Below are 26585 nucleotides of genomic sequence, written 5' to 3' on the forward strand. Positions count from 1 at the left end.
CACGTAGATGACCACCAAGGCCAAACACCAGATCCTGATCGTCGGCGGCGGAACCGCCGGCATCACTGTCGCGGCGCGGCTGCTTCGCAAGGGCTACTCCGATGTCGCAGTCATCGAGCCGTCGAGTGCGCATTACTACCAGCCGCTGTGGACGCTCGTCGGCGGAGGGCAGGCGAAGGCGGCGTCGACAGAGCGCCCCGAATCGTCGGTGATGCCGAAGGGGGCCACCTGGATCAAGAACGCTGCCAACGCCTTTGATCCGGACAACAACACGGTCATGTGCGCTGATGGGGCGAGCTACGCCTACGACGTGCTCGTGGTCTGTCCCGGAATCCAGCTCGATTGGCAGAGCACCGAGGGGCTCGAGGACGCTCTTGGCCGCGACGGCGTGTCGTCGAACTACCGGTTCGACCTGGCGCCGCGCACCTGGGACTTCATCCGCTCCCTGCGGTCGGGCACCGCGGTGTTCACGGTCCCCTCCGGTGCGATCAAATGTGCCGGGGCTCCGCAGAAGATCGCGTACCTGGCGTCGGACTACTGGCGCACACAGGGCGTGCTGAAGGACATCGACGTCCACCTCGTCATGCCGGGTCCGCGACCCTTCGGGATCCCGGCAATCGCCGACAGCCTCGATGCGGTCATCGCCGACTACGGCATCACATTGCACAGCAGCTCCGAGGTGACCTCCGTCGACGCCGCATCGCACAAGGTCGGCATCACCAGCGTCGGCCCAGGTGGTACCGACACGATGCTGCCTTACGACGTGCTGCACGCCGTACCGCGGCAGTCGGCGCCGGACTGGATCAAGTCCAGTCCGCTGTCGACCGGCGATGCGGTCGGGTACGTCGAGATCGACAAGCACACCATGCAACACGTTCGGTACCCCAACGTCTTCAGCCTCGGCGACGCCGGTTCGTCGCCGAACTCGAAGACGGGCGCGGCGATCCGCAAGCAGGCACCCGTCGTCGTCGACAACATCGACGCGTTCCTGAGGCGGCAACCGTTGCGCGCGTCGTACGACGGATACTCGTCGTGCCCGATCGTTACCTCGTCGCACGCGATGCTGCTCGCCGAATTCGACTACGACCTGAACTTGGAACCGTCGTTCCCGTTGCTCGATCCGACGAAGCCCCACCGGGCGTACTGGTACCTCAAGAAGTACGGTCTGCCCTTCATGTACTGGAACCTCATGCTCAAGGGCCTGGCCTAGCAATTCGACTGCGCCCCTTGTAAACACGACAAAGAGAGGGAAAACAATGACAATCAAGAACCTGTCCGGAGCCGACTTCGAGTCCACGATCACCGACAACCCGATCGTGTTGATCGACTTCTGGGCCTCCTGGTGCGGACCGTGTCGGGCCTTCGCCCCGGTATTCGACCGCTCGGCGCAGTCGCATCCCGACGTGGTGCATGCCAAGGTCGACACCGAAGCGGAGGGGCAATTGGCCGCGGCACTGGAGATCCAGTCGATCCCGACCGTGATGGCCTTCCGTGACGGCGTGCTCGTCTACCGCCAGCCCGGCGCCCTGCCTGCAGCCGCCCTCGAGGACCTGATCACCCGGGTCAAGGCGCTCGACATGGCCGAGGTCCACGCCAAGATCGCCGCGGCGAAGTCCTGATCGCATTCACAAGCAAGGAGATCCAATGTGCTACCCCGAGAAGTGCCCCCGCTGCGGAAGGACCGGCTGGGCCGGCTGCGGTCAACACGTCGACGACGTGATGAGTTCGGTGCCCCCGGCCCAACGATGCACCTGCGACAGCGATTCCGCGCCCGAGCCCAGATCCACCATCACAAGCACTCCATTTCACCGCCGACAAAGATAGAGGGACCCACATGACCACCATCGACACCCCCGCCCCCGCAACCACCATGCCGCGCATCGGTGATCCGGCTCCGGTCTTCACCGCCCAAACCACCCAGGGCGAAATCAACTTCCCCGCCGACTACGCCGGCAAGTGGGTGATCTTGTTCTCCCACCCGGCCGACTTCACGCCGGTCTGCACCAGCGAATTCATGACGTTCGCCACGATGCAGGAGCAGTTCGCGGCCTACCACACCGAACTCGTCGGCCTGTCGGTCGACGGTCTCTACAGCCACATCGCCTGGCTGCGGACCATCAAGGACAAGATCTCCTACCGCGACATGAAGGACGTCGAAGTCACCTTCCCGCTGATCGAGGACGTCTCGATGGAAGTTGCCCGCAAGTACGGGATGATCATGCCGGGCGAGGATTCGACCAAGGCCGTGCGCGCGGTGTTCGTCATCGACCCCACGGGCACGATCCGCGCCGTCATCTACTACCCGCTGAGCCTGGGCCGCAACTTCGACGAGTTGCTGCGCGTCATCCAGGCGCTGCAGACAGCCGACCACTTCTCAGTCGCGACACCGGCCGACTGGCGCCCTGGCGACCGGGTCATCGTGCCGCCTGCCGGCTCGTGTGGCACCGCCAAGGAGCGCATGGACGGCCACGTCAACGGCGTCGAGTGCGAGGACTGGTTCTTCTGCACCAAGGAGATCTCCGCGCAGGAAGTCGAGGCCGCCATCCGCAATCACCAATAGGGCACACTGGACAGTGAATACCCCCATGGGTAATGTGGGCCAAGTCAGTGAAAGGAGGCGAACATGGCACTTGCCATATCGACCACACTGCGGGCGTCGTTCGATGACGCAGTAGAGATGACCCGAAAGGCGCTTTCCGATCAGGGTTTTGGAGTTCTCACCGAGATCGACGTCAAGGCCACGTTGAAGGCGAAGCTGGGCGAAGACATGGAGGACTATCTGATTCTCGGGGCGTGCAATCCACCACTGGCACACCGCGCCGTCAACGTGGATCGAAAGATCGGGTTGTTGTTGCCATGCAACGTGGTGGTCCGCTCGGATCCCGCCCACGTCGGCACCGTGATCGTCGACGCGATGGACCCCCAGATCATGGTTCAGGTGGCCGACGAGCCGGGCCTGCGTGAGGTCGCCGACGACGCGGCCGCAAAGCTGCATGCCGCGATCGACGCGCTGTCCCAGACGACACCCGCGAAATAGTCGGAGCCCCGCCATGTGCGGGCGAAGGTCCAAAAAGTGAGCATCGGGATCGCACTCGCGCTGGGCGCCGTGATCGGTGTGCTCCTGGGCTTGCTCGGCGGCGGCGGATCCATCCTTGCGGTACCGGCACTGGTCTACGTACTGGGTCTTGGTGTCGAACATGCGATTCCGATGTCCCTGATAGTGATCGGCATAGCCTCCGCGGTCGGTGCGCTGCCCAAGGTCCGCGCGCACCAGGTGCAGTGGCGACTGGCAGGAATCTTCGCGGCTGCCGGCATCCCGGCTACTTTCATCGGTACCGTGATCGGCAAGCACCTGCCGCAGTCGGTCCTACTGATCGGCTTCGCGTCGGTGATGGTGGTGGCCGGAATCCGGATGCTGCAGGAAACCGGGGACACCGGAACCGCCTGCAGTGTGGGTGACTCCGGAATCAACTGGCGTCGTTGCGCCCCGCGGTCGATCCCCGCCGGATTTGTCGTCGGTCTGTTGACAGGGCTGTTCGGTGTCGGCGGCGGATTCCTGATCATCCCGGCATTGGTGCTGATGCTCGGCGTGGAAATGCCGATCGCGATCGGCACCTCACTCCTCATCATCGTCGCCAATTCCGCCGCCGGCGTGATCTCCCATCTGGGCGGGGCCGGCATCGACTGGTCGATCACCGCCGCGTTCGTCGGCACCGCGATCGTCGGCTCGCTCATCACCGGCCACTACGGCACCAAGCTCGAAACGGCCAGACTCCAGCGCTGGTTCGCCTACCTCATCTTCACCGTGGCGGCCTACGTACTGCTGGACACCATCGTTCTTCGCTGAGACCTCTGGAAGGAGATCCAATGGACATATCCATCATCGAAACCTCTGGGCTGGGCGACCGCAGCTATTTGGTCGGCCACGGTGGCACCGCCGTCGTCATCGACCCCCAGCGGGACATTGACCGAATCCTGTCGCTGGCCCGGGACCGCGGGGTGACGATCACTCACGTGGTGGAGACCCATATCCACAATGACTACGTCACCGGCGGATTGGAGTTGGCGCGCACTGTCGGGGCGGAGTACGTGGTTCCCGCCGGCGACGACGTCGCCTACGACCGCCGGCCGGTTCACGACGGCGATGTCATCGATGCTGGTCCAATTCAGTTGCGGGCCATGCACACTCCAGGCCACACTCACCACCACGTCAGTTATGTATTGCGCGACACGACAGGAAACGTCCAAGGCGTGTTCACCGGCGGGTCGATGCTGCACGGCACCACTGGTCGCACCGACCTGGTCGGCGCCGAACACACCGAAGCGCTGACCCATGCGCAATACAACTCGGTGCGGCGTCTCGCAGACGAGCTGCCAGCCGACACGAGGGTGTTCCCGACTCATGGCTTCGGCAGCTTCTGTTCCGCCACCCCGGCGAGTGGCGATGACTCCACCATTGCGGACGAACTCGTCACCAACCCGGCGCTGACCCAAGACGAGCAGACCTACGTCGCCGAACTGCTCGCCGGACTATCCGACTACCCTGCCTACTACGCGCACATGGGAGTCATCAACAAGGCCGGCCCGCCGCCGGTTGACCTGTCGCTTCCCATAGCGGTGGATCCCGAAGAACTGCTCACCCGCATCGAGGCTGGAGAGTGGGTTGTCGACCTTCGGAACCGCACGGCGTTCGCCGCCGGTCATCTCGCCGGCACCCGAGGCTTCGAACTGTCGGAATCCTTCGTCACCTACCTGGGCTGGCTATACAGCTGGGGCGAACCGCTCACCTTGATTGGTGAGAACACCGACCAGATCGCCGAGGCCAGAAGGCAACTCGTGCGCATCGGTATCGACAAGCTCGACGGAGCAGCGGTCGGGGAAGTCGGCAGCCTCAGCGCAGGGACCAAGCTGCGCTCCTACCGCGTCGCGTCCTTCACCGACCTCGCCGAGGTCCTCGAATCCGAGGACTTCACCATCCTCGACGTCCGTCAGCAACAGGAATACGAAAGCAGCCACATCCCCGGCGCGGTGAACATTCCTCTGCACAAGCTCATCGAGCGGATGTCGGATGTGCCCGAAGGCGAGGTCTGGGTGCACTGCGCATCGGGCTACCGGTCCTCCATCGCGGCATCGATGATCGACCGGCCAGGGCGCACAGTCGTGCTCGTCGACGACGAGTACGAGAACGCCGAGAAGCTCCAGCTCACCAGCTGATACCAGCCCGCGCCAAGATCGCTACTCGGAAGGCCGAAACAGCCCGCGGTGCGCGGTGCCTGATCAGTCGGCCAATGGCTCCTGTTCAGCCGGTATGTCGGTGGTCCTGCGCATAAGCCTTGATGACGGAGTCGGTGTCCCCACCGAGTTGCAGGAACTCTTCGTCGAGCAGGCCGGTGAGGCTGTCCACCGCGGCTAAGAGCATGGCACCGGCGAGCCGTGTCTGCGGCTGTTCACTCGCCGCGGCCTCCCTAGCAAGATCGGTCGCATATTCGAGCGAAAACGCCAATGACGCGTCTGCTTCGAGGTCCCGAAAGTAATAGGTCGCACCGTATTGCGTGAAGTCGTTTCGGGCCTCGACGACGGTATTGGCAAGTCCAGCGAGAACGTCGGCGGGAACTGCCCCGATGCCCAGGTCCGGATTGGCTCGTCGCGCCTCACGCAGAGTCGAGAGTTGAAGCGCCAGAACGCGTCTGCGGTGAAGGGCAGGATAGATCTGGAGGACCCAGGATACGGCCGCCGTGAGAAGCATGAATCCGAAGAGCGCCTCGAGTGGGACTATCAGGCGAAGAAACGGGGACGTGGGCACGATGTCGCCGAACCCTAGTGTGCCGATCGTCACCAGCGACACATACAGGGAATCGAAAACCTCGTTACGGTGGGCAGCATTCAATTCTGAACTGTAGGCGAAGCCATCTGGCATCTGCGCCAGGTACAGCATGGCCCACCCGACGATGGCGATCGCTCCCCAAGTCAACACGACCAGGGCGATCCCGAGTGGGCCCGTCAGCGATGCGATCCGGCGATCCGAGGGGAACAACCGCAGCAGCCGCCAGACGAACTTCATCACTTGCGGAGCGATACTCCCGTGACCTATCGGATGGAACAACGTGTGAAAAACGTCGCGAACCACCACTGCCACGAGTAGTGCCCCAACTATCGCGATTACCCAGTCCGTCACGCATCTCCTCGTTAGCAGCCGGCAAGCTCATGAAATCGGACCGCCAGCTTATGGCTTAGAGTCGAAGGTCCTCGGCCTCAATGTCCAATGCGCTCTACTTTCTCATGGTCAGACGCCACATGATCGACTGATGACACACACGGACTGGCTGGTGATGGAGCCCAAAGCGGGAGCTCCTGACACGCCGTTCCGAGCACGGTTGGCTGGCGCGGGTCGGCACCTGCCGACGACGCACCTGACTACCGATGAGCTGATGGCGACGACGCGGCATCGCACACACATCGACCTGGAACGGCTGACCGGCATCAGAGAGCGTCGCGTCTCGGTAGGAGATGAGGACTCCTACAGCCTCGCCACGGCAGCGGCGATGGACTGCCTGGACAAGGCGCAGGTCGACGCCTCGTCGCTCGACGTGGTGATCAGCTGCAGCATCACGAAATTCCGGGATGGCCTCACGCAGTGGCTCGAGCCGACAATGAGCGCGGGCGTCGCGCAGGCCATCGGGGCACCGAATGCGATGACGTTCGATCTGTCGAACGCATGCGCCGGAATGCTGAGCGGGGTCACGGTCGCCAACAACTGGATTCGACAGGGATCGGTCCAACGGGCGCTGGTGGTCAGCGGCGAGTACATCTCGCAGTTGGGCCAGAACGCGGCACGACATATTCGCACCATCATGAGTAAAGAGCTCGCCTCGCTGACACTTGGCGATGCGGGCGCCGCGCTTCTACTCGAAAGGGCTGCACCTGGATCCGCGGGGATCGAGCTCGCGGGCTTCACCACCGTCGCCCAATACAGTCGACTCTGCCTGGCATATCCCAAGGGGGATGAACCCGCTGCGCGAATGTTCACCGACGCACGTGGAATTCACCAGGCCGCTATGTCGAACACTCCAGTGTTACTACACGAAGTGCTTGACGCGGTCGGTATCTCGCTACACGACATCGATCACGTGATCACTCACCAGACATCCGCACGCGCGATCCGCAAGGGTATGGCGCGGGTTTCTGCGGCCTTCGGCGAAAGCCCCCGACACGATGCGGTGATCACTGTCGACCGGTATGGCAACACCGCGTCGACCACCCACACAGTGGCACTTGTCGAAGAACTCCAGGCGGGAAACATCCGGCCCGGTGAAACGGTCGCATTGATCGCGCTGGCCTCCGGTCTGGAGATCGGAGTCGTCCTCGTGACGCTGGACGAGAAGATGGTGAATCGCTATGGGCACCGTAATTGATGCCGTCGGCTGCGCGAAGGGACGATGGCGCACACGTCACAGCGCCCTTCATCTTGCGGTCGAATCAGCCGAGGATTGCCTGCGTCATGCCGGACGAACTGCGCGGGAGATCGACCTATTGATCAATGCCGGAATCTATCGCGATCGCAATTTGGCCGAGCCGGCGCTGGCCGCACTAATCCAACAGGACGTCGGCGCCAATCCCGAAGAACCACACGAAAACAGCCATGGCACTTTCTCGTTCGATATCGCGAACGGAACCTGCGGTCTCCTGACAGCGTTACAGATCGCCGACGGCTTCTTGAAGTCACACGTGATCAGGTGCGCCATGCTGGTAACCAGCGATGCCGATCCCGGACACGGAATGAGCGAGAACTTCCCGTTCGCGCCGGCTGGCGCATCACTATTGTGCACATGGTCTGACGACGACCGCGGCCTCGGACGAACATACTGGCAGAATCTCCTTGACCAAGGGGAATCCCTCGCCGCCACAGTGGGTTTGGTGGACCACCGAAATGTCCTGCGCTTCCACGAATCCTCCTCAGTTGACCAGAAATTCGCTGACGCTGCATCACGAGCCGTTGACCGGTGCCTTCGCGATGCATCCCTGGCGATCGACGACATCGACGCAATTGTGGCAACTCCGCCCAGGCCGGAGTACCGCGCCGCACTCGCGGTCCAACTGGGTGTGCCACCGGAACGAATCACGATGGCTGACGAGGAAAGAATGCACACAGCCTCCTTGGCTTCTGCCTTCAATGACGCGGCCACGGCCGTTGGGGCGCCCGGATTGGTTCTCATCGTCGCAGCCGGTGCCGGCGTGACCGCCGACGCAGCACTGTACCGGTTGTGAACGTCGTGACCGAAGACCAAAGTCCCTCAACGTGAGGGCTTTCGCCTACCACCAACAGCCTGCGGTTTGAAGCAGAGTAGTCAGTGTCGGAGATACAGACCTTTAGAGGTAGTCCAAATGAAAGACGTAAGACCGGATTTTGCGGTGATCCAAGACGCCGTACGGTTGGCCTGCCGTGCTCCGTCGCTGCACAATAGCCAGCCATGGCGCTGGGTTGCCGAGACTTCGACACTCCATCTTTTTGCCGATTTCACGCGGGTGATGAACGCCGCTGACCCCGAAGGTCGCGAGATCTACCTCAGTTGTGGCGCCGCGCTGGATCATCTGACCGTCGCGATGGCCGCCTTCGGGTGGGAAGCAGTCGTGCAGCGTTTTCCCGATCCCGATGATCCTCTTCACGTGGCCGCGATCACCTTCGATTCGGCGCCGCCGGGAATGGCCGCAGACAGTCGACCGCGCGCGCTGTCGATTGGCCGACGCTATACGGATCGGAGACCCTACGAGGCTCCCGCCGATTGGGCGCGATTCGAAGTGCTACTTCGCCAGACCGTCATCCCCCACCACGTGATGTTTGACACCGTGCTCGACGATGCGCGGTCGGCCTTGGCGACGGTCTCGCGACTTACCGCGACGATCCGGGCGAACGACCCCTCCTATGAAGCAGAACTGAATTGGTGGACCTCACCTTTCGCATCGGGGGATGGCGTGCCGCAATCGGCGTTGCTTTCAGTCGAAGCAGCTGGCCATATCGATGCAGCCCGTCATTTTCCAACCCCCTACGCCTCCCCTCGCGCCGAATACGTCGAAGTTGACCGGTCCAAAATCGTGGTCCTGTCCACCCACCACGAAGATGCCAGGTCGGACGTGTTGCGCTGCGGCGAGGCGCTATCAGCGGTCCTGCTCCGATGCACGGCGAGTGGGCTGGCGACGTGCACTCTCACCCATATGACCGAGCTAGCTCAAAGCCGTGAGATCGTCCGTGAATTGACTGGTCAACGCGGCATGCCTCAGTTGCTGATCCGGATCGGATATTCCCGGAATGTCGATGCGGTATTGGCCGCTACACCGCGCAGACCGCTGGCCGATGTGCTTGAACGACGCGCGTAGGTTGCCTCTTCAACATCGCTGAGAAGCACGATATTTCGGCCCTTCAGCTTACGAGTTGTCCGTACAGAAGTGTCGCGGGTCGACGGGTACGGCGAAACGTCGATCAGATCAGGGACTAGCGACCCTAGCTGTGTCGCAGGCGGCAGTGCATCGTGTAGTTCATGGTTACGAGCGGACTGCGGCTCGCTGGCGCGATGGCGATTCTTTATGCGGCGCGACGGTTTTACCGCAATTGGGGCACGACGAAGCAAGAATGCGGAATGTATCTCGTCGGCGACGAGACCGGCTACGGGCCTGGTGTGCAAAGCACTGAAGCGGTGTCGATTGATGCCCCGGCCGGCACGGTGTGGCCGTGGCTGGTTCAGATGGGCCAAGACCGGGGCGGGCTGTACACGTATGAGAAATTCGAGAACCTCGTCGGGTTGCGGTATGTCAACGCCGACCGAGTTCATCCAGAATGGCAGCACCTCGCGCCGGGTGACACCGTCCGGTTTGTTCCGTTGGGCTGGATGGGATTACGCGACGGCATCGTATTCGAGGTGGTCGAAGTCGCCGATCAGCAGTCCATCGTGCTACGCGCCTTTACGGGTCGCAAATGGAACGTGGTGTGGTCGTTCCACCTCGTTCCACGCGGGCGTGATCGCTGCCGGCTTCTCATCCGCGTGCGGACAAAGCTGCGTCAACCAGGCCAGGCGCTGGTCACCGAACTTGTTGAACCGGCCAGGGCGTTGATGACGCGGGGCATGTTGCTCGGCATCAAGCGCAGGGCCCAACAACAATTCCAGGCCGAGGCATCGGCGGCGCGGGCGAGCGAAGACCTACACCGCGTTGTCTAGTAGGCGTAGGAGCGCCGACTAAGCGATCGTGAAGTCGCGATCCGGCTCAGATCCGAAGGCGAATCGCCGGCCGGTGACGCTCACCGGCCGGATGCGCACATAGTGCTGCTTGACTGTAGCCGTCCACGGGAGTAGCTGTGCCCGCTCGGCTTCGTCGATCTCGGCGTCGGTACGCATCGATCGTGCTATTCCCTTGACGATCACACTCCAGCCGTCCAGGGCATCATGGTCATCGACCTCGAACAGCACATTGTTGTTGATCGCCGAGCTGACCAGCTTGGTGCCCTCCGCCGTGCGGAACAACACCGTTTTGTGCTGGACGACGAAGTTGACGGGAAAAATGTCCGGTTGACCGTCGACGCTCGTGACAAGCCGTCCCAGCGAGGCACTAGACATGAGGCTCCAGCATTCGGTCTCCGGCAGGATGGAGATCGGTTGAGTCGGTGTGGTCATGGCCGCAACGCTACCGAACGCCGCTGCCCGAGAATGCGGCCAAAAGTCCCACAATTCAGGACCAAGGGCCGTGCATCCGGTCGTTTGCCGCGCGACCCACTAAGGTCGCTTCGCTCGTGTCAAAGAAAAATGAGTTGTCGCATAATCCAGGTTCTGCTTCGCCGCATGCGTCAAACCCGTTTCGAGTCCGAACTCATATCCTCGGATCGCGAGCACGTGCACGATCGGCAGGTGCTCGAAGCACTGCTGGCAAGTCGCCATGATCGCCGGAATCGAGATGGCGTGCGACGTGAAGCTGAAGTCCATTTGCGGCGCCGCACGCTCCAGCGTGAATGATTTCACGGTGGCCTCTTTGGTGGCATCAACGAACAACACACGATCCTTATTGCTGATCAACTCGGCGTCCTCGAGCAGAAGCTGATAGCCGCGCCGCATCTCCGCGCTCGAGCAAAGGCCCTGCGCCTGAAGCCAATCGACGAACGCCCAGCCCAATCCGTCGTCCTGACGACCCACGTTGCCGATGCCATAGACGAGGCAGGAGTCGTTGTCGAAGTCGTCGAGTCTCATGAATCGGATGTAGAGCGGACACGTTGGTTGATCACGTTGCCCGCGGGATCGCGGACGGTGACGATCAGCGGCATCTGCCCGAAGGCATGCGTCGCACAGCTCAGACATGGATCGTATGCACGAATGCCGACCTCGATCGCGTTCATCATGGCTTCGGTGATTTCACCGCGACCCACCAGGTAGTTCTCGGCTACGGAGCGCACCGTCCGATTGATGACCTGATTGTTGTGCGTGGTGGCCACAATCAGGTTGGCGAAGGTGATGTCACCTTCTGGACCGGCGCGATAGTGATGGAGCAATGTGCCGCGAGGTGCCTCGACGACACCGACACCCTCGCCGACCCACTCGCCTGCGACGATCAGATCGTCCTTCTGTAGATCGGGGTCGCGCAGCAACTGCTCGATCAATTCGGCGGCGTGGAGCACTTCGATGGTCCGCGCCCAATTGGTATGCAAAGTCATGTTGTTCGGTGCGCCGTTGGTATAGGCGTGGAAGCGCTCCAGCGCCTCCTGAGCGAGCGGAGTCGACAACGAGTTCGTCACGTTCATCCGCGCCAACGGGCCCACCCGAACCGAGCCCGTCTCCCTGCCGAGCTCCTTGAGAAAGGGAAACTTCATGTAGCTCCACTCCTCGACGGCTTCAGAGAAATGGTCAAGGTAGTCGTGGTAGTCGAATTCACGGACGACGCGCTTGTTCTCGTCGACGATCCGCAGCACACCGTGGTAGTAGTCCACGTTTCCGCCGGCGTCTACCAAGGACATGTTGAGCGCGGGGACGACGGCGAAACGGTCGACCTCGCTCCGATTCTTCTCGTGGAATTCGTGGAACAGCCGAAGACCGTCCCGTGCGTAGTCGATCACCTCGTCGACCGACGGAAGCCCCTCCTCGCCGTTGAGCAGACGGTCACATTCGGCGCGACTCAGATTCTTATCGACCCCTCCTGGTACCGAGTTGATGCCATGCATCCTCCTGCCGAAAACGGTCTTGATGACCTCCTGGCCCCACTTGCGCAGCATGATGACCCGCCGCATCAGGGCGGGATCCGCCTCGATCAGACCGAGCAGGTTGCGCTGCTCCGGCGCGGCGTCCATCCCGAACATCATCTCGGGTACCACCAGGTAGAAATATGCCGTGGCGTGTGACTGCAGCATCTGCGCGTAATGGCCCAGACGGCGGATCTTCTCTGCCGTCTGCGTGATTCCGGTTCCGCCTTGCCCGCCGACGCCGATCATGTCGTCGAGCACCTTGGCCCCACACAGATGGTGGCTGACGAAACAGATCCCGCAGATGCGCTGCATCAGCATCGGCGCCTCCCAGAACGGGTGGCCCTGCACGAACTTCTCGAAACCGCGGAACTCGACGACGTGCAGCCTGGCGTCGACGATGTTGCCGTCGTCGTCGAGGTTCACGGTCACCTTGCCGTGGCCCTCGATGCGGGTGACGGGGTCGATGACGATCTTTCTGCTCACGCAAGGCCTTCCGGGATCAGTCGTAATGGTTCAGCGAGCGGGGCAGCGCGACCGGGCGGCCATGGATCAGATCGTCGAGCACCGCGAAGATCGCGTCCGCGTCCGGTGGGCATCCGGGGATGAAGTAGTCCATCTGGACCACTTCGTGGCAAGGGTGGACCTTGGTGGTGATTCGGGGGATGTCGGGGTGGCAGGGGATGACGGCCGCGGCGCCGGGAACCGCGGTCGGCGAGTTGACGTACGCCTCGTCGAGACAGTCCTTCAACTCGAAGACGTTGCGCATCGCCGGGACACCACCCCACACGGCGCACGCTCCGACGGAGATCAGGATGTCGCAGTTCTCCCGGAAATGCCGCAACGTTTCGATGTTCTCCTCATTCGCCACACCCCCCTCGATGAAGCCGATCGCGCAACGTTGCGTGATTCTCTTGATGTCGGTGAGCGACGATCGGTGGATGGTGACCTTCGTCAAGAGCGAAACGATCCGCTCGTCCATGTCGAGGAACGACAACGTGCATCCCCAGCAGCCACACAAACCGATCATTGCCACGTTGATCTTGTCCTCGCGAGCCGTCGAGAGCGCCGGATCCGTTGGTGTCGTGGGCAGTTCGTCCGATCTGATCTCCTGGGTCACGGCGCACCTGATTCGTCTGTCTGGTGGAGAGCCCGGTCGCGGACGGATTTCACTTCATACCTGCGTCGGCCGATCGGGACGTCGTAGCCGACGCCCTTCTCGAGGATGGCGCCGACAGGGCAGATCTCGACGGCATAGCGAACCTGCTCATCCGGCATCGCATTGGCACGGTCGGTGTCCACTTCGATACGGGACTCAGGGCCACGCTGGCTGATGCTGAAGATCTTCTGTCCCGTGGTTTCGTCGCGTACGAATTCCACGCAGCGCTGGCAGAAGATGCAGCGGTCCCGCTCCAGCCATATCCGGTCCGAGGCGTGGTCGCGCTGTCGAACCGGGAAACGGTACGGGAAGCGTGACACCAGCATGTCCACCTCGTAGCCGACGGCCTGCAGGGTGCAACGACCGCTCTTCTCACAGCTCGGGCAATTGTGGTTGCCCTCGGTGAACAGCAGCTCTACCAATGCCTTCCGTAGGTCAGCGGTTTCCGGTTCGTTGACCTCGACCGTCATCCCGTCCGACACGCGGACCGTGCAGGCCGCGGCAACCACACCATTCACCTTGACCGAGCACACCCGGCATGTTCCGAGGCACGGCTTGCCCCTGAGGTAACACAGCGTCGGGATGTAGACACCCGCATCCGCGGCGACGTCGACCAGGGTTTCGTCCTCCTCGGTCGACACCGGGACTCCGTCGATTTCGATTCGGATACTCATGCCGTCCCGCCTGTCTCCAATTCGGTGCGCGCCTTGCCGTATCCAGCTAGGGCGGCTTCGAGATCGAACGAGGACAGCAGGGCGTTCTCCTGGACGACCAACCGCCGCCGATAGATCTCTGGGAACTTCGCGAGCGTGCTCAGGATGGGATTGGCCGCCGTGGCCCCGAGACCGCACCGACTGGTCGAATGCACCAGCGCGCCCCACCGGACCACCTCGTCGAGGTCCCGCTGCACCGCGGCGCCTGAGAGGACGAGCTCGACCTTGTCGTGCAGATTGACGGTGCCTGCCCGGCAGGGCACACAGATGCCGCAGGATTCGTCGACGAAGAACTTCGTGTAATCCCTGACGCATTCGAGCAGATCACGGCGTGAGTTGAAGATCGTGACGGCTCCGTTGCACGGAATGTCCTCGTAGGCGATGCGGCGTCGGCCGTCCGCGGCGACCGACAGACACTCCCCCGATGGACCACTGATCTGGACGGCGCGGGCATCGTGCGCGCCGACCATCATCAGCACCTCATCGAGGGTGACGCCCCACTCGACCTCGTAGACACCCGGGCGGTCGCAATCCCCGGCGACGCTAAGCAGACGGGCCCCGGCCGATTCGGGTGTGCCCATGCCGCGGAACCAATCCGCGCCTTCCTCCACGACGCGGGTCGCAGCGGCGAACGTCTCGACGTTGTTGACGCACGTCGGCCTGCCGAGGTAACCCTCTTGGACGGGGAAGGGCGGTTTCAACCGGGGCGTGCCCCGTTTGCCTTCGCAGGACTCGATCAGCGCAGACTCTTCACCGCAGACATAGGAACCGGCGCCCATCTGGATGCGGATGTCAAAGTCGAATCCTGGTTGCCCACCGACACAGCGCCCGAGTAGCCCGTCCTCACGCAATTCCTGAAGTTGACGTTCCAGATAACGCTTCAGGTAGACGTATTCGGCACGGAGATAAAGGATTCCGTGTCTACTGCCGACCGCATAGGCCGCAATGACCATCCCCATGAAGACGTCTTTCGGCGATCGGGTCAGCAGCGCTCGGTCCTTGAACGTGCCCGGTTCTCCCTCATCGGCGTTGCAGATGACGTACTTCTCGTCGCCCGGCGCGACCCGGCACAGCTGCCACTTCAGCCCGGTTCGGAACCCCGCACCGCCGTACCCGCGCAGCCCGGATTCGATGATCGTGCCGATCGTCTGCTCGGGCGTACCGGCGAGGCAGTTCTTGAGCAACGATTTGTAATCCGGCTCGCCGCGGAAGAACACCGGCCCCCGCGTGTGGACGTTGGACTCGACCAGCGCGTCGACGTAGGCCAGGTCATCGTCGGGAAGCCCCGCCGGGTTGGCGATATCGGCGGCCGCTCTCCCAGTTCTCAACTGCGCGAGGATGTCTGCCACGAATTCGGGCGTCAGTCGCGTGAACACCACGCTGTCGATCATCATCGCGGGTTCCTGATCACTGAGACCGATGCACGGCGTTTCGAACAGTCCGAAAAGTCCCGACTCATCGGTTTCCCCGAATCGGACCCCGGACTCGCGCTCGAGCGCGTCGTACACCTCCTGATACCCGTTCATCTTCGCAATCACTGTGTTGCTGAGGTAAATCCGATGACGTCCGGATGGCGCGCTGTGGAAGAAGTGATAGAAAGAGGCCGTCTCCACAATGTCCAGCGGAGCCCGATTCAACCCGGCCGCGATCTGTTCCAGTACGTCTTCGGGAATATGGCCGTACAGATGCTGGACGTCCCACAGTACGTCGATCAGCCGCGTTCCGTCGTAACGGTAGCGCCGGAGCACGGCGTCGACGTCTGCGTTCATCTGTCGACGTTCGCCGGTGCGGATCCTGCGCAGAAAGCGTGATCAGCACAACGGCCGCCAATACGTAATTCCGTTGGCACGAAAGTCATCTGTAACCCCTCTCGACCTTCGGTCGATGGCCCTGCGGGACACGTCGGGCTGCACGTGCACGCGGTTGCGTGAGCCGAAGGAAACAGCGTTGCCCGTAACAGATTCCGCGGTTAAGAGTATCCCGCGAGTCACCACAAGGGCCACAGTGCGGCGCGGCGGGCCCGGAAGCGATGCCACCGTCCTCGGCTGCGTGGTCAGACTCTTACTGCTGGTCACCGTCGGTCTTGGTCAGGGTGCGTTCGACGCTGTCGATCAAGTCCCTGTTGAGCTGAAACTGGGCAGAGGCTAGCTTGTCGGCCAGCTCGACCGCGGCGTCAATGATCTTCGTGCGGAGCGGCTGGACTGCCTGCGGTACCGTCTCGTCGACCGTTCGGCGGAATGCCCGGAGAGCCTCGCCCGCAGCGTGCTGACCGGCTTTGGCCGCATGGCGTACGTCGTCGAGCAGGTCGATCGCGTGAGAAGTCGCGTGCTGCGATTCAACAGCCTGGACCATGTCGGATCCTTACATAGTGGTTTGTCTGTCGCTGTCGACGCTATTGACCGCTGCGGTCGGCCACTACCGACGAAGGTCCCCCCGCGGGTGACGATGGTCCCTTCGTTGGCAATCCCGACCAACGAAAGCGTCTCGTCGGCCATTCGTCCCACTCCATCAGCCGGCGCCGTAGCACCGAGCCCCAAGCACGCTTCTTTTGTCATCGCGGTGCGTCGCTACGTCGGTTCCTGCGCGCCGATGGCGCTGATTCCGGCACCGCGTCCGACGCCTCGCCGGGCGCGCACCTCGGCGCGACGACGCGCAACGCCAGCGCGCCGAGTGCGAGCACCGACACGGCAGGAGTGAGGAACAGCAGAATCGCCCAGGCGAGCCCGACGCCCACCCCGCTCAGCGCCCTCACCAAGGTGAATACCGCGACGAGCCAGCTGACGCCGCCTGCAACGACCGCGACCACGGCGGCGACGGCCACCGCACGTCCGGTGCCGTAGTGCCGGAATCCCGTAGCCGCCAACAGCGTCGCCGTGGGAGCGAGAATGACCAGTGCGCCCAACCACGGCGAGTCCGCACCGACTCGCAAACCGGGCACGAGAACGAGCGTCGCGAGGACGGCGGCGCCGACGATGCCGGCGACCGCGAGGCTTCGACCATTCGTCCTAGACATGGTCCAGGCCTAGGGCCAACACCTCGTCGAAACCTGCGACGAGGCTGTCCATGAACACGTCGTGGTCGGGAATCGCGCCGGTGTCCACGTCGATGCCCAGCGTGCACACATCCACGTACGTCAACAGCGTGACGTTGACCGCCGAGCCGATCGTCGGGCCGAATCCGTACTGCGTCAACACCTTGGCGCCACCGAGAAACACTGGCACGGGTATCCCGGGCACGTCGCTGCACAGGAAGTCGACATTGCGCAGAATCGAGCCAATGTACCAGCGCGGCATCATGTTCAGCGCTCCGGCGATCCACTGCGTGTACGGGAGCGACTTCTCGTGGCGCACCTTGCCGGTCCTTTCGTGAATCTGGCGGATGCGCTCCTCGGGATCGGCGGTGCCGACCGGCACGTCGAACCGCATGATGGTGATGCGGTTGCCGCCCATCTCGTCGCCCTCTTCGCGCAGGCTCATGGGCATCGTCAGGTGAAGGTCGCCGACCGTGACGCCGTGCTTTTCGTGGTACAGGCGAAGCCCCCCGGCTACGCCCGCCACGAACGCGTCGTTCAATGCACCGCCGCCGCGATGGGCGGCCGCCCGCAGCTGTGCGAACGGGATCTCGAGCACACCCAGCTTTCGGATGAGGCTGCGGTTGCTCATCAGCGATGAGCCCCTGCGGCTCACAGGACGCATGGTGCGGTAAACCGAGGCGGCCAACTCGGCGGCCGACGAGACGGTGTCCACTGGGCGCAGAACGCCGTTGGCAATCAGCTTCGGAGCAGTCTTCAGAGTGCCCGTCAGCGCGTCCGCCACCAAACCGGCGCCGTATCGCGCGGTGTCGCGGTAGCCCCGCAGCCGCTGCGGCGGAGGAACTTCAGGCCATGGCTGAGCAACGTCGTGCCGCTCGGGAACCTCGGACAGATCGAAGAGGATCATCCCGATCTGGATGCCTCCGACTCCGTCGGTCAGCGCATGGTGGAACTTGAGAACCATTGCTGCACCATCGTTTTCGAGTCCGTCGATCAGCGTGGCCTCCCACAGCGGGCGGGCCCGGTCGAAGTCCTCCATGGCCGCGACCCGCGCCATCTCCAGCACCGTGTCGATGGTGCCGGGCGCGGGCGCTGTCACCCTTCGCATGTGGAAGCCCAGGTCGAAGTCCGGGGCGTCTTCCCACCTCGGCGGCGCCGGCGGCGGCGACGGAACGACACGCTGGCGCAGCATCGGGACCGCACGCGAGACGACGTCGAAGCGATTGCGGACCTCGTCCCAGTCCGGCGATCGGTCGAGCATGACCACCGTGACCACCGTGGAACGCAACCGGGGATCGCTTTCCATGGCCCAGGTGAAGGCGTCGCTGTTGCGCATGAATTCGGTCATCTGTGGTCACCGGCAGCTCGTGTCTGTCCCCGCGTGCCGCCGAGCGTCGCCAGGTGTCGTACGCCGTCCTCGATCCCTCGGGCGAGCGCGTCGACGTCGGGTGCGCTGTCAAAATCTGCGGTGATGCCGAAGAAGAAGCGGTCGGCGTAGCTGAGCATCGCGATACCGGTGCGCAGGTGAAGTGCGATCGGCGGCACCGGCAAGATCTCCAATACGTCCCGCCCCATCAGCCGCTGCCGGGTGCGGGGCCCCGGCACATTCGTCGCCAACGCGGATACCGACTTCTGCGGCAGACGGGTCAGCAGTCGAATCGCCCACGCCGAGAGGACATAAGGAACACTTCCGCCGGCCGCGAGAACCGCACTGCCGCCTTCCCGTTGACCGCTCTCCTTGGCCTCGATGAGTCGCTGGTGGACGATCTCCAACTGTTTGACGGGGTCGGGTTCATCGACCGGCAAAAGCGGCAACATCGCCGACACCCGGTTGTCGGTCACATCGAAATCCTCCACCGAACGCATCGACACCGGAACCAGCGTGCGCAGTGCGTGGGGTCCCGGCGTTTCACCACGGGCCAGCAAAATCGTCCGGTATCCGCTGGTGATCGCCGCCAGCGCCACGTCGTTGAGGGTGACGTCGAAATCCCTGCAGACCTGCTTCATCACGGCCAGGTCAACGCGCGCGGCGCTGTAGCGACGCATCTTGGTGATGGGTCCGTTCAGTGAGGACTCCTGCGCGGTGGCGAGCACACGAGCTGTCAGTTCGGCCGCCCCGACCACGGCGTGTTCGGCCGCGCTGGTCGCTGCGAGCGTCGCCTGCCAAATGCCGCCCATCCAGTTCAGCGGGTTCAGCCTGGGCCGCAGCAGATCGAGTATCGATCCGCCCGACTCCCGCGCTGCGCGAATATTGGTCGCGAAGGTCTCCTGAGCGCCGCCGTCGCTGAGCTTCGCCAACATCTGCGTGGTGGCGATGCCATCGGCAATGCAGTGGTGGATCTTCATCAGCAGCGCCCACCGATCGTCGGTGAGCCCCTCGATGATCCAGCACTCCCACAGCGGGCGATCGCGGTCCAGCCGTTGTTCCATGATGCCGGCGATCACCCCGAACAGCGCGCAGTCATCCCCCGGATGAGGCAACGCGATGCGGTGGAGGTGGTGCGCAACATCGAAGTTGGGGTCGTCCACCCATTCCGGTGCGCCGAGGTCGAACGCGTGCGTGTGCAGCACCTGGGTACAGCGCGGGATGGCCTGCGCCCGGTCGGCGAACGCCGACACCAGATCGCCGTAATCGGGCGGCGGTCCTTCCACGATCGACACGCCGCCGACCGCCAGGCTCACGTGGGAATCGGAATCCTCCGCCTGCAGAAAACTCGCATCCAGCGTGGTCAGGTGCTCCATGTGATCACGATGCGCTTCGCGAGGTCGCGGCGGCAGGGTCGCAAGTCCCCAAGCCGTAGGGACAACGTCGTTCCGACCAGCGGTCCTCAGCGATCCTCAGCGAGTTGACGCGACCAGGTCGGTCAGATCGACGAGGCGGTTCGAGTAGCCCCACTCGTTGTCGTACCAGCCGACGATCTTCACCAGGTCACCGCTGACCTTCGTGAGCCCGGAGTCGAAGATGCACGACGACGGGTCGGTCACGATGTCGGAGGAGACGATGGGATCATCGGTGCGGTCGGACCTCCGGCGTTGCGTCACGTCGGAGCGTCACCTATTCGAGTGACCTTCGGCCCCTGTATCCCACCCACCGCTGTGGGAGGTTGAGGCGTGGCGCGGCAATTGGTGCTGCGCCACGGGAGGCAACGTCATGGGTACGTCTGAATATGTTCGCTTTTTCGAAGACATGGGCATCGAGGACGTGCCGCTCGTCGGCGGAAAGAACGCCTCGCTGGGCGAGATGTTCCAGAAGCTGTCCGGGCAGGGTGTACGCGTCCCGCACGGGTTCGCCATCACCGCCGCCGCCTATCGCTACATGTTGGATGAAGCCGGCGCCTGGGAGCGGCTGCACGCCGAACTCGACGACCTCGATCCCGCCGATGTGGCAGCGCTGGCACGGAAGGCCAAGCGCGCCAGGGAGATCGTTTACGGCGCCGGACTCCCTGATGACCTGGCCGCGGCGATCCTGGAGGGTTATCGCGCACTTCAGCGGGAATACGGCGAGGAGGTCAGCCTGGCGGTTCGCAGTTCGGCGACCGCCGAGGACCTCCCGACGGCCAGCTTCGCCGGCCAGCAGGACTCGTATCTCAACATCAAGGGCGAGGAGAGCCTGCTCGACACCTGCCGCCGTTGTTTCGCCAGCCTGTTCACCGATCGGGCGATCCACTACCGAATCGATCAGGGCTTCGACCACTTCAAGGTTTCGCTGTCGATCGGCGTGATGAAGATGGTGCGATCCGATATCTCCTCTTCCGGTGTGATGTTCTCCCTGGACACCGAGTCCGGCTTCCGCGACGCGGTCTTCGTGACAGGCGCATACGGCCTCGGCGAAAACATCGTTCAGGGTGCCGTCGACCCGGACGAGTACTACGTCCACAAGCCGACCTATCTCGCCGGCCATCGCGCCGTGCTGCGGCGCCTGCTCGGCGACAAGGCCGTGAAGATGATCCTCGTCGACGGTGAGACCAAGAACACGACGCGAAACATCCCCACCCCGAAGGCCGACCGTGCCCGCTTCTGCCTCACCGACGACGACGTTCTGGAACTGGCCGGCTACGCCTGTGCGATCGAGGCGCACTACGGCAGACCGATGGACATGGAGTGGGCCAAGGATGGGCTGGACGGTCAGCTCTACATCGTCCAGGCCCGCCCCGAGACGGTGGCGTCCCAGCACAGCGTGACGGCGCTGGAGACCTACGTGCTCGAGGGGAAGGGCGAGATCCTCACCGAGGGCCGCTCGGTCGGCGAGCGGATCGCCTCGGGCGCGGTGAAACGCATCGAGAACCTCACGCAGCTGGACCAATTCAAGCCCGGTCAAGTGCTGGTCGCAGACACCACCACACCGGACTGGGAACCGGTCATGAAGACCGCCGCGGCGATCGTCACCAACCGCGGCGGCCGGACCTGCCATGCCTCGATCATCGCCCGTGAACTCGGAATCCCCGCCGTGGTGGGCACCGGCGACGCGACCATGTGCGTACCCGACGGCCAGGTCGTGACCGTGTCCTGCGCCGAGGGGGATTCCGGCCGTGTCTACAACGGCGCGGTAGGTTTCCACGTGGATCGCACCGAGGTCGGTGACGTGGCGCGGCCGCGGACACAGATCATGCTCAACCTCGGCAATCCCGACCTCGCGTTCAAGACGTCGTTCCTGCCGAATGACGGCGTGGGACTGGCCCGGATGGAATTCATCATCAGCGAGTACATCCGGGTGCACCCGCTGGCCCTGCTTCACCCCGAGCAGGTCGACGACCCCGTGGCGCGGCGCACGATCACTCGGCTCACCCAGGGCTACGCCGACGGCAGCGCCTTCTTCACCGAGCGTCTCTCCGAGGGCATCGGCACCATCGCCGCCGCATTCTGGCCCAAGCCAGTGGTCGTCCGGATGTCGGACTTCAAGTCCAACGAGTACGCCAGCCTGCTCGGCGGAGCGGGCTTCGAACCGACCGAGAGCAACCCGATGATCGGCTTCCGCGGCGCCTCGCGTTACGCGCATCCGGCCTACGCCGAGGGGTTCGCTTTGGAATGCCGTGCAATGCAACGGGTTCGCGACGAGATGGGCCTTACAAACGTCATCCTCATGCTCCCGTTCGTGCGTCGGGTCGCGGAGGCTGACCTCGTCCTGCAGACGATGGCCGACCTCGGCCTGAAGCGGGGCGAGAACGGGCTCAAGGTGTACGCGATGTGCGAGATTCCGAACAACGTCATCCTTATCGACGAGTTCGCCAAGCGTTTCGACGGCTTCTCCATCGGCTCCAACGATCTGACCCAGCTGACCCTCGGCGTCGACCGGGACAGCGAGATCGTCGCCTTCGACTACGACGAACGCGACGAGGGTGTCAAGGAAATGATCCGGCTGGCCGTCGAAGGCTGTCGCCGCAACGGTATTCACTCCGGACTGTGCGGGCAGGCCCCGTCGGACTACCCGGACCTGGCCGAGTTCCTGGTCCGGATCGGCATCGAATCAATGAGCCTGAATCCCGACACCGTGGTGAAGACCACCCGTCAGGTCCTGGAATTGGAACGACAGCTCGTCCCCGCGCCATGAAGCTGCCGATCACGATCGACCCGCGTCGTCACGACGCGGTGCTCTTCGACCTCGACGGTGCGCTGACCAGTGACGCGCCGCTCTTTGGGGCGACGGTGGACCTGGCCCGCAAGTTGCAGGGCATCGGGATGGCCGCGGCCGCCTATTCGTCGAGTCCGCAATGCCAACAGGCCCTGAAGGCCGCCGGAATCGACGACCTGTTCGAGGTCTGCGTCGACGGTGTCGCAGGCGAACGCGGAACGACCGAAACCCCCGATCCCACTGTGCTTCTGGATTCCGCGCGCCGACTCGGCGTGCGGCCCCAACGGTGCGTGGTTCTCGAGAGCTCCGCCGCCGGCGTGGCCGCGGGCCGCGATGGCGGCTTCGCGCTCGTCATCGGCATCGACGGAACCGGAGATGCCGACGGGTTGGCCGACCACGGCGCCGACGTCGTGCTCGCCGATCTGTCCGACATCGCCGTGCGAACGGGTGACAAGCGGATCTCCGAACTGCCGAATGCGCTGGCGTCCTACGGTCAACTGATCGGCATCACCAGCGCACGTGAGTCGATGCTGTTCCTGGACTACGACGGCACGCTGTCCCCCATCGTCTCCGATCCCGCTGCGGCCAGGCTCGTCGACGGCGCCAGCGACGCGCTGGAGCTCGTCGCCAAGGTGTGTCCCGTGGCCATCCTCAGCGGCCGCGATCTCGCGGACGTCCGCGACCGGGTGGGCATTCCCGGCGTCTGGTACGCAGGCAGCCACGGGTTTGAGCTGACGGCGCCCGACGGCACATACCACTGCAATGAGGCGGCTGCGGAGTTCGTGCCCGTGCTCGAGCAGGCCGCGGCGGAACTGAGCACGAGCCTTACCACGATCCCGGGAGTTCGTGTCGAGCACAAGCGATTCGCCGTCGCGGTGCACTACCGCGAGGTGGAACCGGACCGGGTCGGTGAGATCGTCTCTGCCGCCCACCAAGTTGGCGCGCAGGCCGGCCTTCGCGTGACCGGTGGGCGGATGCTCGTGGAGCTGCGGCCCGACCTCGACTGGGACAAGGGCACCACGCTGGCCTGGATCCGCGACCGGATCGACGTCTCCGGCTCACTGCTGCCGATCTACATCGGCGATGACCTCACCGACGAGGACGCCTTCGATGCGGTCAAGTTCGACGGCATCGGGATCGTCGTTGGACACGACGAGGACGGCGACCGCAAGACGGCTGCTCACTTCAGCCTCCAGTGTCCGGACCAGGTCTGCGAGTTCATGCAGCGCGGGTCGCAGTGGCTGGCCTACAAGCACCAGGTGTCCGGTGAGGCGTGGGACTACGTATTCGAGGGATACGATCCGCAAAACGAGAAGCTCCGTGAGGCGTTGTGCACGGTTGGAAACGGCTACTTCGCCACCCGGGGCGCTGCGCCCGAGTCGAAGGCCGGGCAGGTGCATTACCCGGGCACTTACGCCGCGGGCGTGTTCAACCGGCTCGTCGACGACGTGTCGGGAACCGAGATCGACAATGAGAGCCTGGTCAATCTGCCCAACTGGCTTGCGTTGACCTTCCGTATCGACGACGGCAGCTGGTTCGACCTCGACGAGGTCACCCTGCTCTCCTACACCCAGAGACTCGATCTTCGCGGAGCGGTGCTGCATCGGGAGGTCCGCTTCCGCGACGATGCGGGCCGGTCCAGCTCACTGAGGCAACGACGGTTCGTGGCGATGCACCTGCCCCACGTCGGCGCTCTCGAGACAACGGTCGTCGCCGAAGACTGGTCGGGCAGGATCGAGTTCCGCTCGACAGTGGACGGCAACGTGACGAACTCGCTCGTCGAGCGTTATCGGGACCTGGCCAGCGAGCATCTCGGGTCGGCGGTCACCCGCGAAATCTCGAACAACTCGGTCCTGCTGACCGTGCGAACCAACCAGTCACAGATTCCCGTCGCCATGGCCGCGCGAAACACCGTGCTGCGCGACGGTGAAACCGTCCCCGCGACATTTCAGCTGTTCAATCTCGACGCCGAGATCGGTCACGACATCGCGGTACAGCTATCGGCCGGAGAGTCGGTGACGATCGAGAAGGTCGTGACCGTCTACACGGGCCGGGACGTGGCAACCTCCGAACCCGGTGTCGACGCGCAGCGTTGGGTCGGCCGGCTCGGCGGGTTCGCCGAACTGCTCGATGGACATCTGACCGCATGGACGCATCTGTGGGAACGGCTGTCCGTCGAATTCGACGACTTCACCGATGAAGTGCGGATCCTGCGACTGCATCTGCTACACCTGCTGCAGACGGTGTCACCGAACACCGCCGACCTCGACGCCGGGGTGCCCGCCCGCGGACTGCACGGCGAGGCGTATCGCGGCCACATCTTCTGGGACGAGTTGTTCATCTTCCCGGTGCTCAACCTGCGGCTCCCGATGGTGACCCGGTCGCTGCTCGGCTACCGCTACCGCCGGTTGCCGGAGGCCAGACAAGCTGCGCGCGCGGCAGGCCATGCGGGGGCGATGTTTCCTTGGCAGTCCGGCAGCGACGGTCGCGAGGAAAGCCAACGGCTGCACCTGAATCCACGCAGCGGCCACTGGAACCCGGATGCCAGCGCCCGCGCGCACCATATCGGTATCGCGGTCGCCTACAACGCATGGAAGTTCTATCAGGTCACCGGCGACCTCGCCTACCTGATCGACTACGGTGCCGAGCTGCTGGCCGAGATCGCACGGTTTTTCGTCAGCTTGGCCACCTACGCCGACGAGCGCGCACGCTTCAGGATCAAGGGCGTCATCGGCCCCGACGAGTTCCATTCCGGATATCCCGAAGCTCCGTACGACGGCATCGACGACAACGCGTACACCAACATCATGGCGGTCTGGGTCATCACGCACGCCATCGACGCACTGAACCTGCTGCCGCTGCCGAACCGACTGGATCTGATGGAGACGCTGGGCCTTCACAGTGCCGAGCTCGACCACTGGGATGACGTCAGCCGACGGATGTTCGTCCCGTTCCACGACGGGGTGATCAGCCAGTTCGAGGGTTACGGCGAACTGGCGGAACTGGATTGGGACCGCCTGCGCAGTCAGTACGGCAATATTCAACGGCTCGACCGCATCCTGGAGGCCGAGCACGACGATGTGAACCGCTACAAGGCGTCCAAACAGGCCGATGCGCTGATGCTGCTCTACCTGCTGTCGGCGGACGAGCTTCGTGAGCTGCTCGCCCGGCTCGGTTATCGCTTCACACCGGAGCAGGTACCGGAGATGGTCGACTACTACCTGGCCCGCACCTCGCACGGGTCGACGCTCAGTGGCGTCGTGCACACCTGGGTGCTGGCCAGGGCCAACCGCGACCGGGCCATGGAGTTCTTCACCCAGGCGCTGAAGTCGGACGTGTCCGACATTCAGGGCGGCACCACGTCGGAGGGCATCCACCTGGCGGCCATGGCCGGCACCGTGGATCTCATGCAGCGGTGTTTCACCGGGCTGGAGACCCGGTCCAACCGCATCATCCTCTCGCCATATTGGCCGGAAAGCCTTGGCGTGCTGGCAATACCGATCCACTACCGCGGCCTGCACCTGCATCTGCGGGTCAGCGGGAAGGGCGTGATCATCAGCGTCGATCCGCGCGACGCGGCCGCGATCGAAGTGGAGTGTCACGGTGAGGTCGTCGAGCTGATGCCCGGAACCACGGTTCGATTCCCCGGCTGATCGCTGATTCCAGAGACATCACGTCACTGCTGAGGAACGGTTCAATCTGGCGATGGCGCGCCAATAGTTCGGCAGTAGTCGCGAGCGCTCAGAGGACTTACGCGCCACGATCAGGGACTAAACCTCGATCCACCGACTGACCTGGTGTGTGGCTGTGAGGTCGGGCTGTCGTTGGTCGTCGGGTTGTGCGCATGAGGTAGCTGCTGGTTTGCCCAGCTTTTCCTCTGCGCTCCGTTCGGGGGCTTTCGG

Annotated in this window: 23 protein-coding genes and 1 pseudogene; 12 read left to right on the forward strand and 12 right to left on the reverse strand. The window is 63.7% G+C overall.

Annotation, left to right across the window (positions count from 1 at the left end; translation table 11 throughout):
• The first annotated feature begins 7 nt into the window (after positions 1-7).
• From CSQ99_RS12315 to CSQ99_RS12345, 6 genes are all read left to right on the forward strand, one after another.
• Positions 8-1210 (forward strand): NAD(P)/FAD-dependent oxidoreductase, encoded by a 1203-nt coding sequence (locus tag CSQ99_RS12315; RefSeq protein ID WP_099039319.1) that lies wholly within the window; start codon positions 8-10, stop codon positions 1208-1210.
• Between the two features lie 46 nt (positions 1211-1256).
• A complete protein-coding gene (gene trxA / locus CSQ99_RS12320; RefSeq protein ID WP_099039320.1) occupies positions 1257-1619 on the forward strand; it encodes a thioredoxin in 363 nt (120 codons plus the stop codon).
• A gap of 215 nt (positions 1620-1834) precedes the next feature.
• Positions 1835-2560 (forward strand): peroxiredoxin, encoded by a 726-nt coding sequence (locus CSQ99_RS12330; RefSeq protein WP_176560989.1) that lies wholly within the window; start codon positions 1835-1837, stop codon positions 2558-2560.
• A 63-nt stretch (positions 2561-2623) separates the two neighbouring features.
• Positions 2624-3037, forward strand: coding sequence for a DUF302 domain-containing protein (locus tag CSQ99_RS12335; RefSeq protein WP_099039322.1), 414 nt, complete (start codon positions 2624-2626; stop codon positions 3035-3037).
• Between the two features lie 36 nt (positions 3038-3073).
• Positions 3074-3847, forward strand: coding sequence for a sulfite exporter TauE/SafE family protein (locus tag CSQ99_RS12340; RefSeq protein WP_099039323.1), 774 nt, complete (start codon positions 3074-3076; stop codon positions 3845-3847).
• 20 nt (positions 3848-3867) lie between these two features.
• Positions 3868-5214, forward strand: a complete 1347-nt coding sequence (locus CSQ99_RS12345; protein ID WP_099039324.1) for an MBL fold metallo-hydrolase — start codon at positions 3868-3870, stop codon at positions 5212-5214.
• A gap of 85 nt (positions 5215-5299) precedes the next feature.
• On the opposite strand, the gene CSQ99_RS12350 is transcribed toward CSQ99_RS12345, so the two are convergent.
• The gene (locus tag CSQ99_RS12350) at positions 5300-6175 is read right to left on the reverse strand and encodes a potassium channel family protein (protein ID WP_245908875.1); all 876 of its coding nucleotides are present in this window, start codon (positions 6173-6175) and stop codon (positions 5300-5302) included.
• A 130-nt stretch (positions 6176-6305) separates the two neighbouring features.
• Here CSQ99_RS12350 and CSQ99_RS12355 point away from each other — a divergent pair, with 130 nt between their 5' ends.
• The 4 genes from CSQ99_RS12355 (at position 6306) to CSQ99_RS12370 (ending at position 10208) form a co-directional block, all read left to right on the forward strand.
• Positions 6306-7412 (forward strand): 3-oxoacyl-ACP synthase III family protein, encoded by a 1107-nt coding sequence (locus CSQ99_RS12355; protein ID WP_099039326.1) that lies wholly within the window; start codon positions 6306-6308, stop codon positions 7410-7412.
• Complete coding sequence (locus tag CSQ99_RS12360; protein WP_099039327.1) at positions 7396-8265, forward strand: 3-oxoacyl-[acyl-carrier-protein] synthase III C-terminal domain-containing protein; 870 nt, start codon at positions 7396-7398, stop codon at positions 8263-8265. Before CSQ99_RS12355 ends, CSQ99_RS12360 begins: the two co-directional genes overlap by 17 nt.
• Before the next feature lie 66 nt (positions 8266-8331).
• Positions 8332-9372, forward strand: a complete 1041-nt coding sequence (locus tag CSQ99_RS12365; protein WP_425437817.1) for an Acg family FMN-binding oxidoreductase — start codon at positions 8332-8334, stop codon at positions 9370-9372.
• Positions 9373-9533: 161 nt separating this feature from the next.
• Positions 9534-10208 (forward strand): SRPBCC family protein, encoded by a 675-nt coding sequence (locus CSQ99_RS12370; protein WP_099039329.1) that lies wholly within the window; start codon positions 9534-9536, stop codon positions 10206-10208.
• An 18-nt stretch (positions 10209-10226) separates the two neighbouring features.
• On the opposite strand, the gene CSQ99_RS12375 is transcribed toward CSQ99_RS12370, so the two are convergent.
• The 11 genes and pseudogenes from CSQ99_RS12375 to CSQ99_RS12425 form a co-directional block, all read right to left on the reverse strand.
• Complete coding sequence (locus CSQ99_RS12375) at positions 10227-10661, reverse strand: pyridoxamine 5'-phosphate oxidase family protein (protein ID WP_099039330.1); 435 nt, start codon at positions 10659-10661, stop codon at positions 10227-10229.
• A gap of 99 nt (positions 10662-10760) precedes the next feature.
• Positions 10761-11228 (reverse strand): hydrogenase maturation protease, encoded by a 468-nt coding sequence (locus tag CSQ99_RS12380; RefSeq protein WP_099039331.1) that lies wholly within the window; start codon positions 11226-11228, stop codon positions 10761-10763.
• Positions 11225-12697, reverse strand: coding sequence for a Ni/Fe hydrogenase subunit alpha (locus CSQ99_RS12385; protein ID WP_099039332.1), 1473 nt, complete (start codon positions 12695-12697; stop codon positions 11225-11227). The genes CSQ99_RS12380 and CSQ99_RS12385 overlap by 4 nt, the downstream gene beginning before the upstream one ends.
• A 16-nt stretch (positions 12698-12713) precedes the next feature.
• Positions 12714-13331: an NADH-quinone oxidoreductase subunit B family protein gene (locus CSQ99_RS12390; protein ID WP_099039333.1), complete on the reverse strand. Its 618-nt coding sequence runs from the start codon at positions 13329-13331 to the stop codon at positions 12714-12716.
• Positions 13328-14044 carry a 2Fe-2S iron-sulfur cluster-binding protein gene (locus CSQ99_RS12395; protein WP_099039334.1) on the reverse strand — a complete coding sequence of 239 codons (717 nt, stop codon included), beginning with the start codon at positions 14042-14044 and terminating at the stop codon, positions 13328-13330. The genes CSQ99_RS12390 and CSQ99_RS12395 overlap by 4 nt, the downstream gene beginning before the upstream one ends.
• Positions 14041-15852 carry an NAD(P)H-dependent oxidoreductase subunit E gene (locus CSQ99_RS12400; RefSeq protein WP_099039335.1) on the reverse strand — a complete coding sequence of 604 codons (1812 nt, stop codon included), beginning with the start codon at positions 15850-15852 and terminating at the stop codon, positions 14041-14043. The genes CSQ99_RS12395 and CSQ99_RS12400 overlap by 4 nt, the downstream gene beginning before the upstream one ends.
• A 292-nt stretch (positions 15853-16144) precedes the next feature.
• Entirely contained in the window at positions 16145-16435 is a 291-nt protein-coding gene (locus CSQ99_RS12405) for a hypothetical protein (RefSeq protein WP_099039336.1), read from the reverse strand.
• Positions 16436-16634: 199 nt separating this feature from the next.
• A complete protein-coding gene (locus CSQ99_RS12410; RefSeq protein WP_245908876.1) occupies positions 16635-17096 on the reverse strand; it encodes a hypothetical protein in 462 nt (153 codons plus the stop codon).
• Positions 17089-18462, reverse strand: coding sequence for a wax ester/triacylglycerol synthase domain-containing protein (locus tag CSQ99_RS12415; protein WP_099039337.1), 1374 nt, complete (start codon positions 18460-18462; stop codon positions 17089-17091). The genes CSQ99_RS12410 and CSQ99_RS12415 overlap by 8 nt, the downstream gene beginning before the upstream one ends.
• Positions 18459-19856 carry a WS/DGAT/MGAT family O-acyltransferase gene (locus tag CSQ99_RS12420; RefSeq protein WP_099039338.1) on the reverse strand — a complete coding sequence of 466 codons (1398 nt, stop codon included), beginning with the start codon at positions 19854-19856 and terminating at the stop codon, positions 18459-18461. The genes CSQ99_RS12415 and CSQ99_RS12420 overlap by 4 nt, the downstream gene beginning before the upstream one ends.
• A gap of 96 nt (positions 19857-19952) precedes the next feature.
• Positions 19953-20126, reverse strand: a pseudogene (locus CSQ99_RS12425) (type I glyceraldehyde-3-phosphate dehydrogenase); the annotation flags it as partial.
• A 139-nt stretch (positions 20127-20265) separates the two neighbouring features.
• On the opposite strand from CSQ99_RS12425, the gene ppsA reads away from it, so the two are divergent.
• Both ppsA and otsB read left to right on the forward strand, forming a co-directional pair.
• Positions 20266-22662 (forward strand): phosphoenolpyruvate synthase, encoded by a 2397-nt coding sequence (gene ppsA / locus CSQ99_RS12430; RefSeq protein WP_099039339.1) that lies wholly within the window; start codon positions 20266-20268, stop codon positions 22660-22662.
• Positions 22659-26336, forward strand: a complete 3678-nt coding sequence (otsB, locus tag CSQ99_RS12435) for a trehalose-phosphatase (protein ID WP_099039340.1) — start codon at positions 22659-22661, stop codon at positions 26334-26336. The genes ppsA and otsB overlap by 4 nt, the downstream gene beginning before the upstream one ends.
• Positions 26337-26585: the final 249 nt, after the last annotated feature.

Origin of the sequence: Mycobacterium neglectum (assembly GCF_002591975.1) — a bacterium.
GTDB lineage: Bacteria > Actinomycetota > Actinomycetes > Mycobacteriales > Mycobacteriaceae > Mycobacterium > Mycobacterium neglectum.

What these genes read in the sequence shown, in the direction of transcription:
- CSQ99_RS12315 (WP_099039319.1), top strand. Translation starts at nt 8, where the DNA reads ATGACCACCAAGGCCAAACACCAGATCCTGATCGTCGGCGGCGGAACC.
- trxA (WP_099039320.1), top strand. Translation starts at nt 1,257, where the DNA reads ATGACAATCAAGAACCTGTCCGGAGCCGACTTCGAGTCCACGATCACC.
- CSQ99_RS12330 (WP_176560989.1), top strand. Translation starts at nt 1,835, where the DNA reads ATGACCACCATCGACACCCCCGCCCCCGCAACCACCATGCCGCGCATC.
- CSQ99_RS12335 (WP_099039322.1), top strand. Translation starts at nt 2,624, where the DNA reads ATGGCACTTGCCATATCGACCACACTGCGGGCGTCGTTCGATGACGCA.
- CSQ99_RS12345 (WP_099039324.1), top strand. Translation starts at nt 3,868, where the DNA reads ATGGACATATCCATCATCGAAACCTCTGGGCTGGGCGACCGCAGCTAT.
- CSQ99_RS12355 (WP_099039326.1), top strand. Translation starts at nt 6,306, where the DNA reads ATGACACACACGGACTGGCTGGTGATGGAGCCCAAAGCGGGAGCTCCT.
- CSQ99_RS12360 (WP_099039327.1), top strand. Translation starts at nt 7,396, where the DNA reads ATGGGCACCGTAATTGATGCCGTCGGCTGCGCGAAGGGACGATGGCGC.
- CSQ99_RS12370 (WP_099039329.1), top strand. Translation starts at nt 9,534, where the DNA reads ATGGTTACGAGCGGACTGCGGCTCGCTGGCGCGATGGCGATTCTTTAT.
- CSQ99_RS12375 (WP_099039330.1), bottom strand. Translation starts at nt 10,661, where the DNA reads ATGACCACACCGACTCAACCGATCTCCATCCTGCCGGAGACCGAATGC.
- CSQ99_RS12380 (WP_099039331.1), bottom strand. Translation starts at nt 11,228, where the DNA reads ATGAGACTCGACGACTTCGACAACGACTCCTGCCTCGTCTATGGCATC.
- CSQ99_RS12395 (WP_099039334.1), bottom strand. Translation starts at nt 14,044, where the DNA reads ATGAGTATCCGAATCGAAATCGACGGAGTCCCGGTGTCGACCGAGGAG.
- CSQ99_RS12400 (WP_099039335.1), bottom strand. Translation starts at nt 15,852, where the DNA reads ATGAACGCAGACGTCGACGCCGTGCTCCGGCGCTACCGTTACGACGGA.
- CSQ99_RS12405 (WP_099039336.1), bottom strand. Translation starts at nt 16,435, where the DNA reads ATGGTCCAGGCTGTTGAATCGCAGCACGCGACTTCTCACGCGATCGAC.
- CSQ99_RS12410 (WP_245908876.1), bottom strand. Translation starts at nt 17,096, where the DNA reads ATGTCTAGGACGAATGGTCGAAGCCTCGCGGTCGCCGGCATCGTCGGC.
- CSQ99_RS12415 (WP_099039337.1), bottom strand. Translation starts at nt 18,462, where the DNA reads ATGACCGAATTCATGCGCAACAGCGACGCCTTCACCTGGGCCATGGAA.
- CSQ99_RS12420 (WP_099039338.1), bottom strand. Translation starts at nt 19,856, where the DNA reads ATGGAGCACCTGACCACGCTGGATGCGAGTTTTCTGCAGGCGGAGGAT.
- ppsA (WP_099039339.1), top strand. Translation starts at nt 20,266, where the DNA reads ATGGGTACGTCTGAATATGTTCGCTTTTTCGAAGACATGGGCATCGAG.
- otsB (WP_099039340.1), top strand. Translation starts at nt 22,659, where the DNA reads ATGAAGCTGCCGATCACGATCGACCCGCGTCGTCACGACGCGGTGCTC.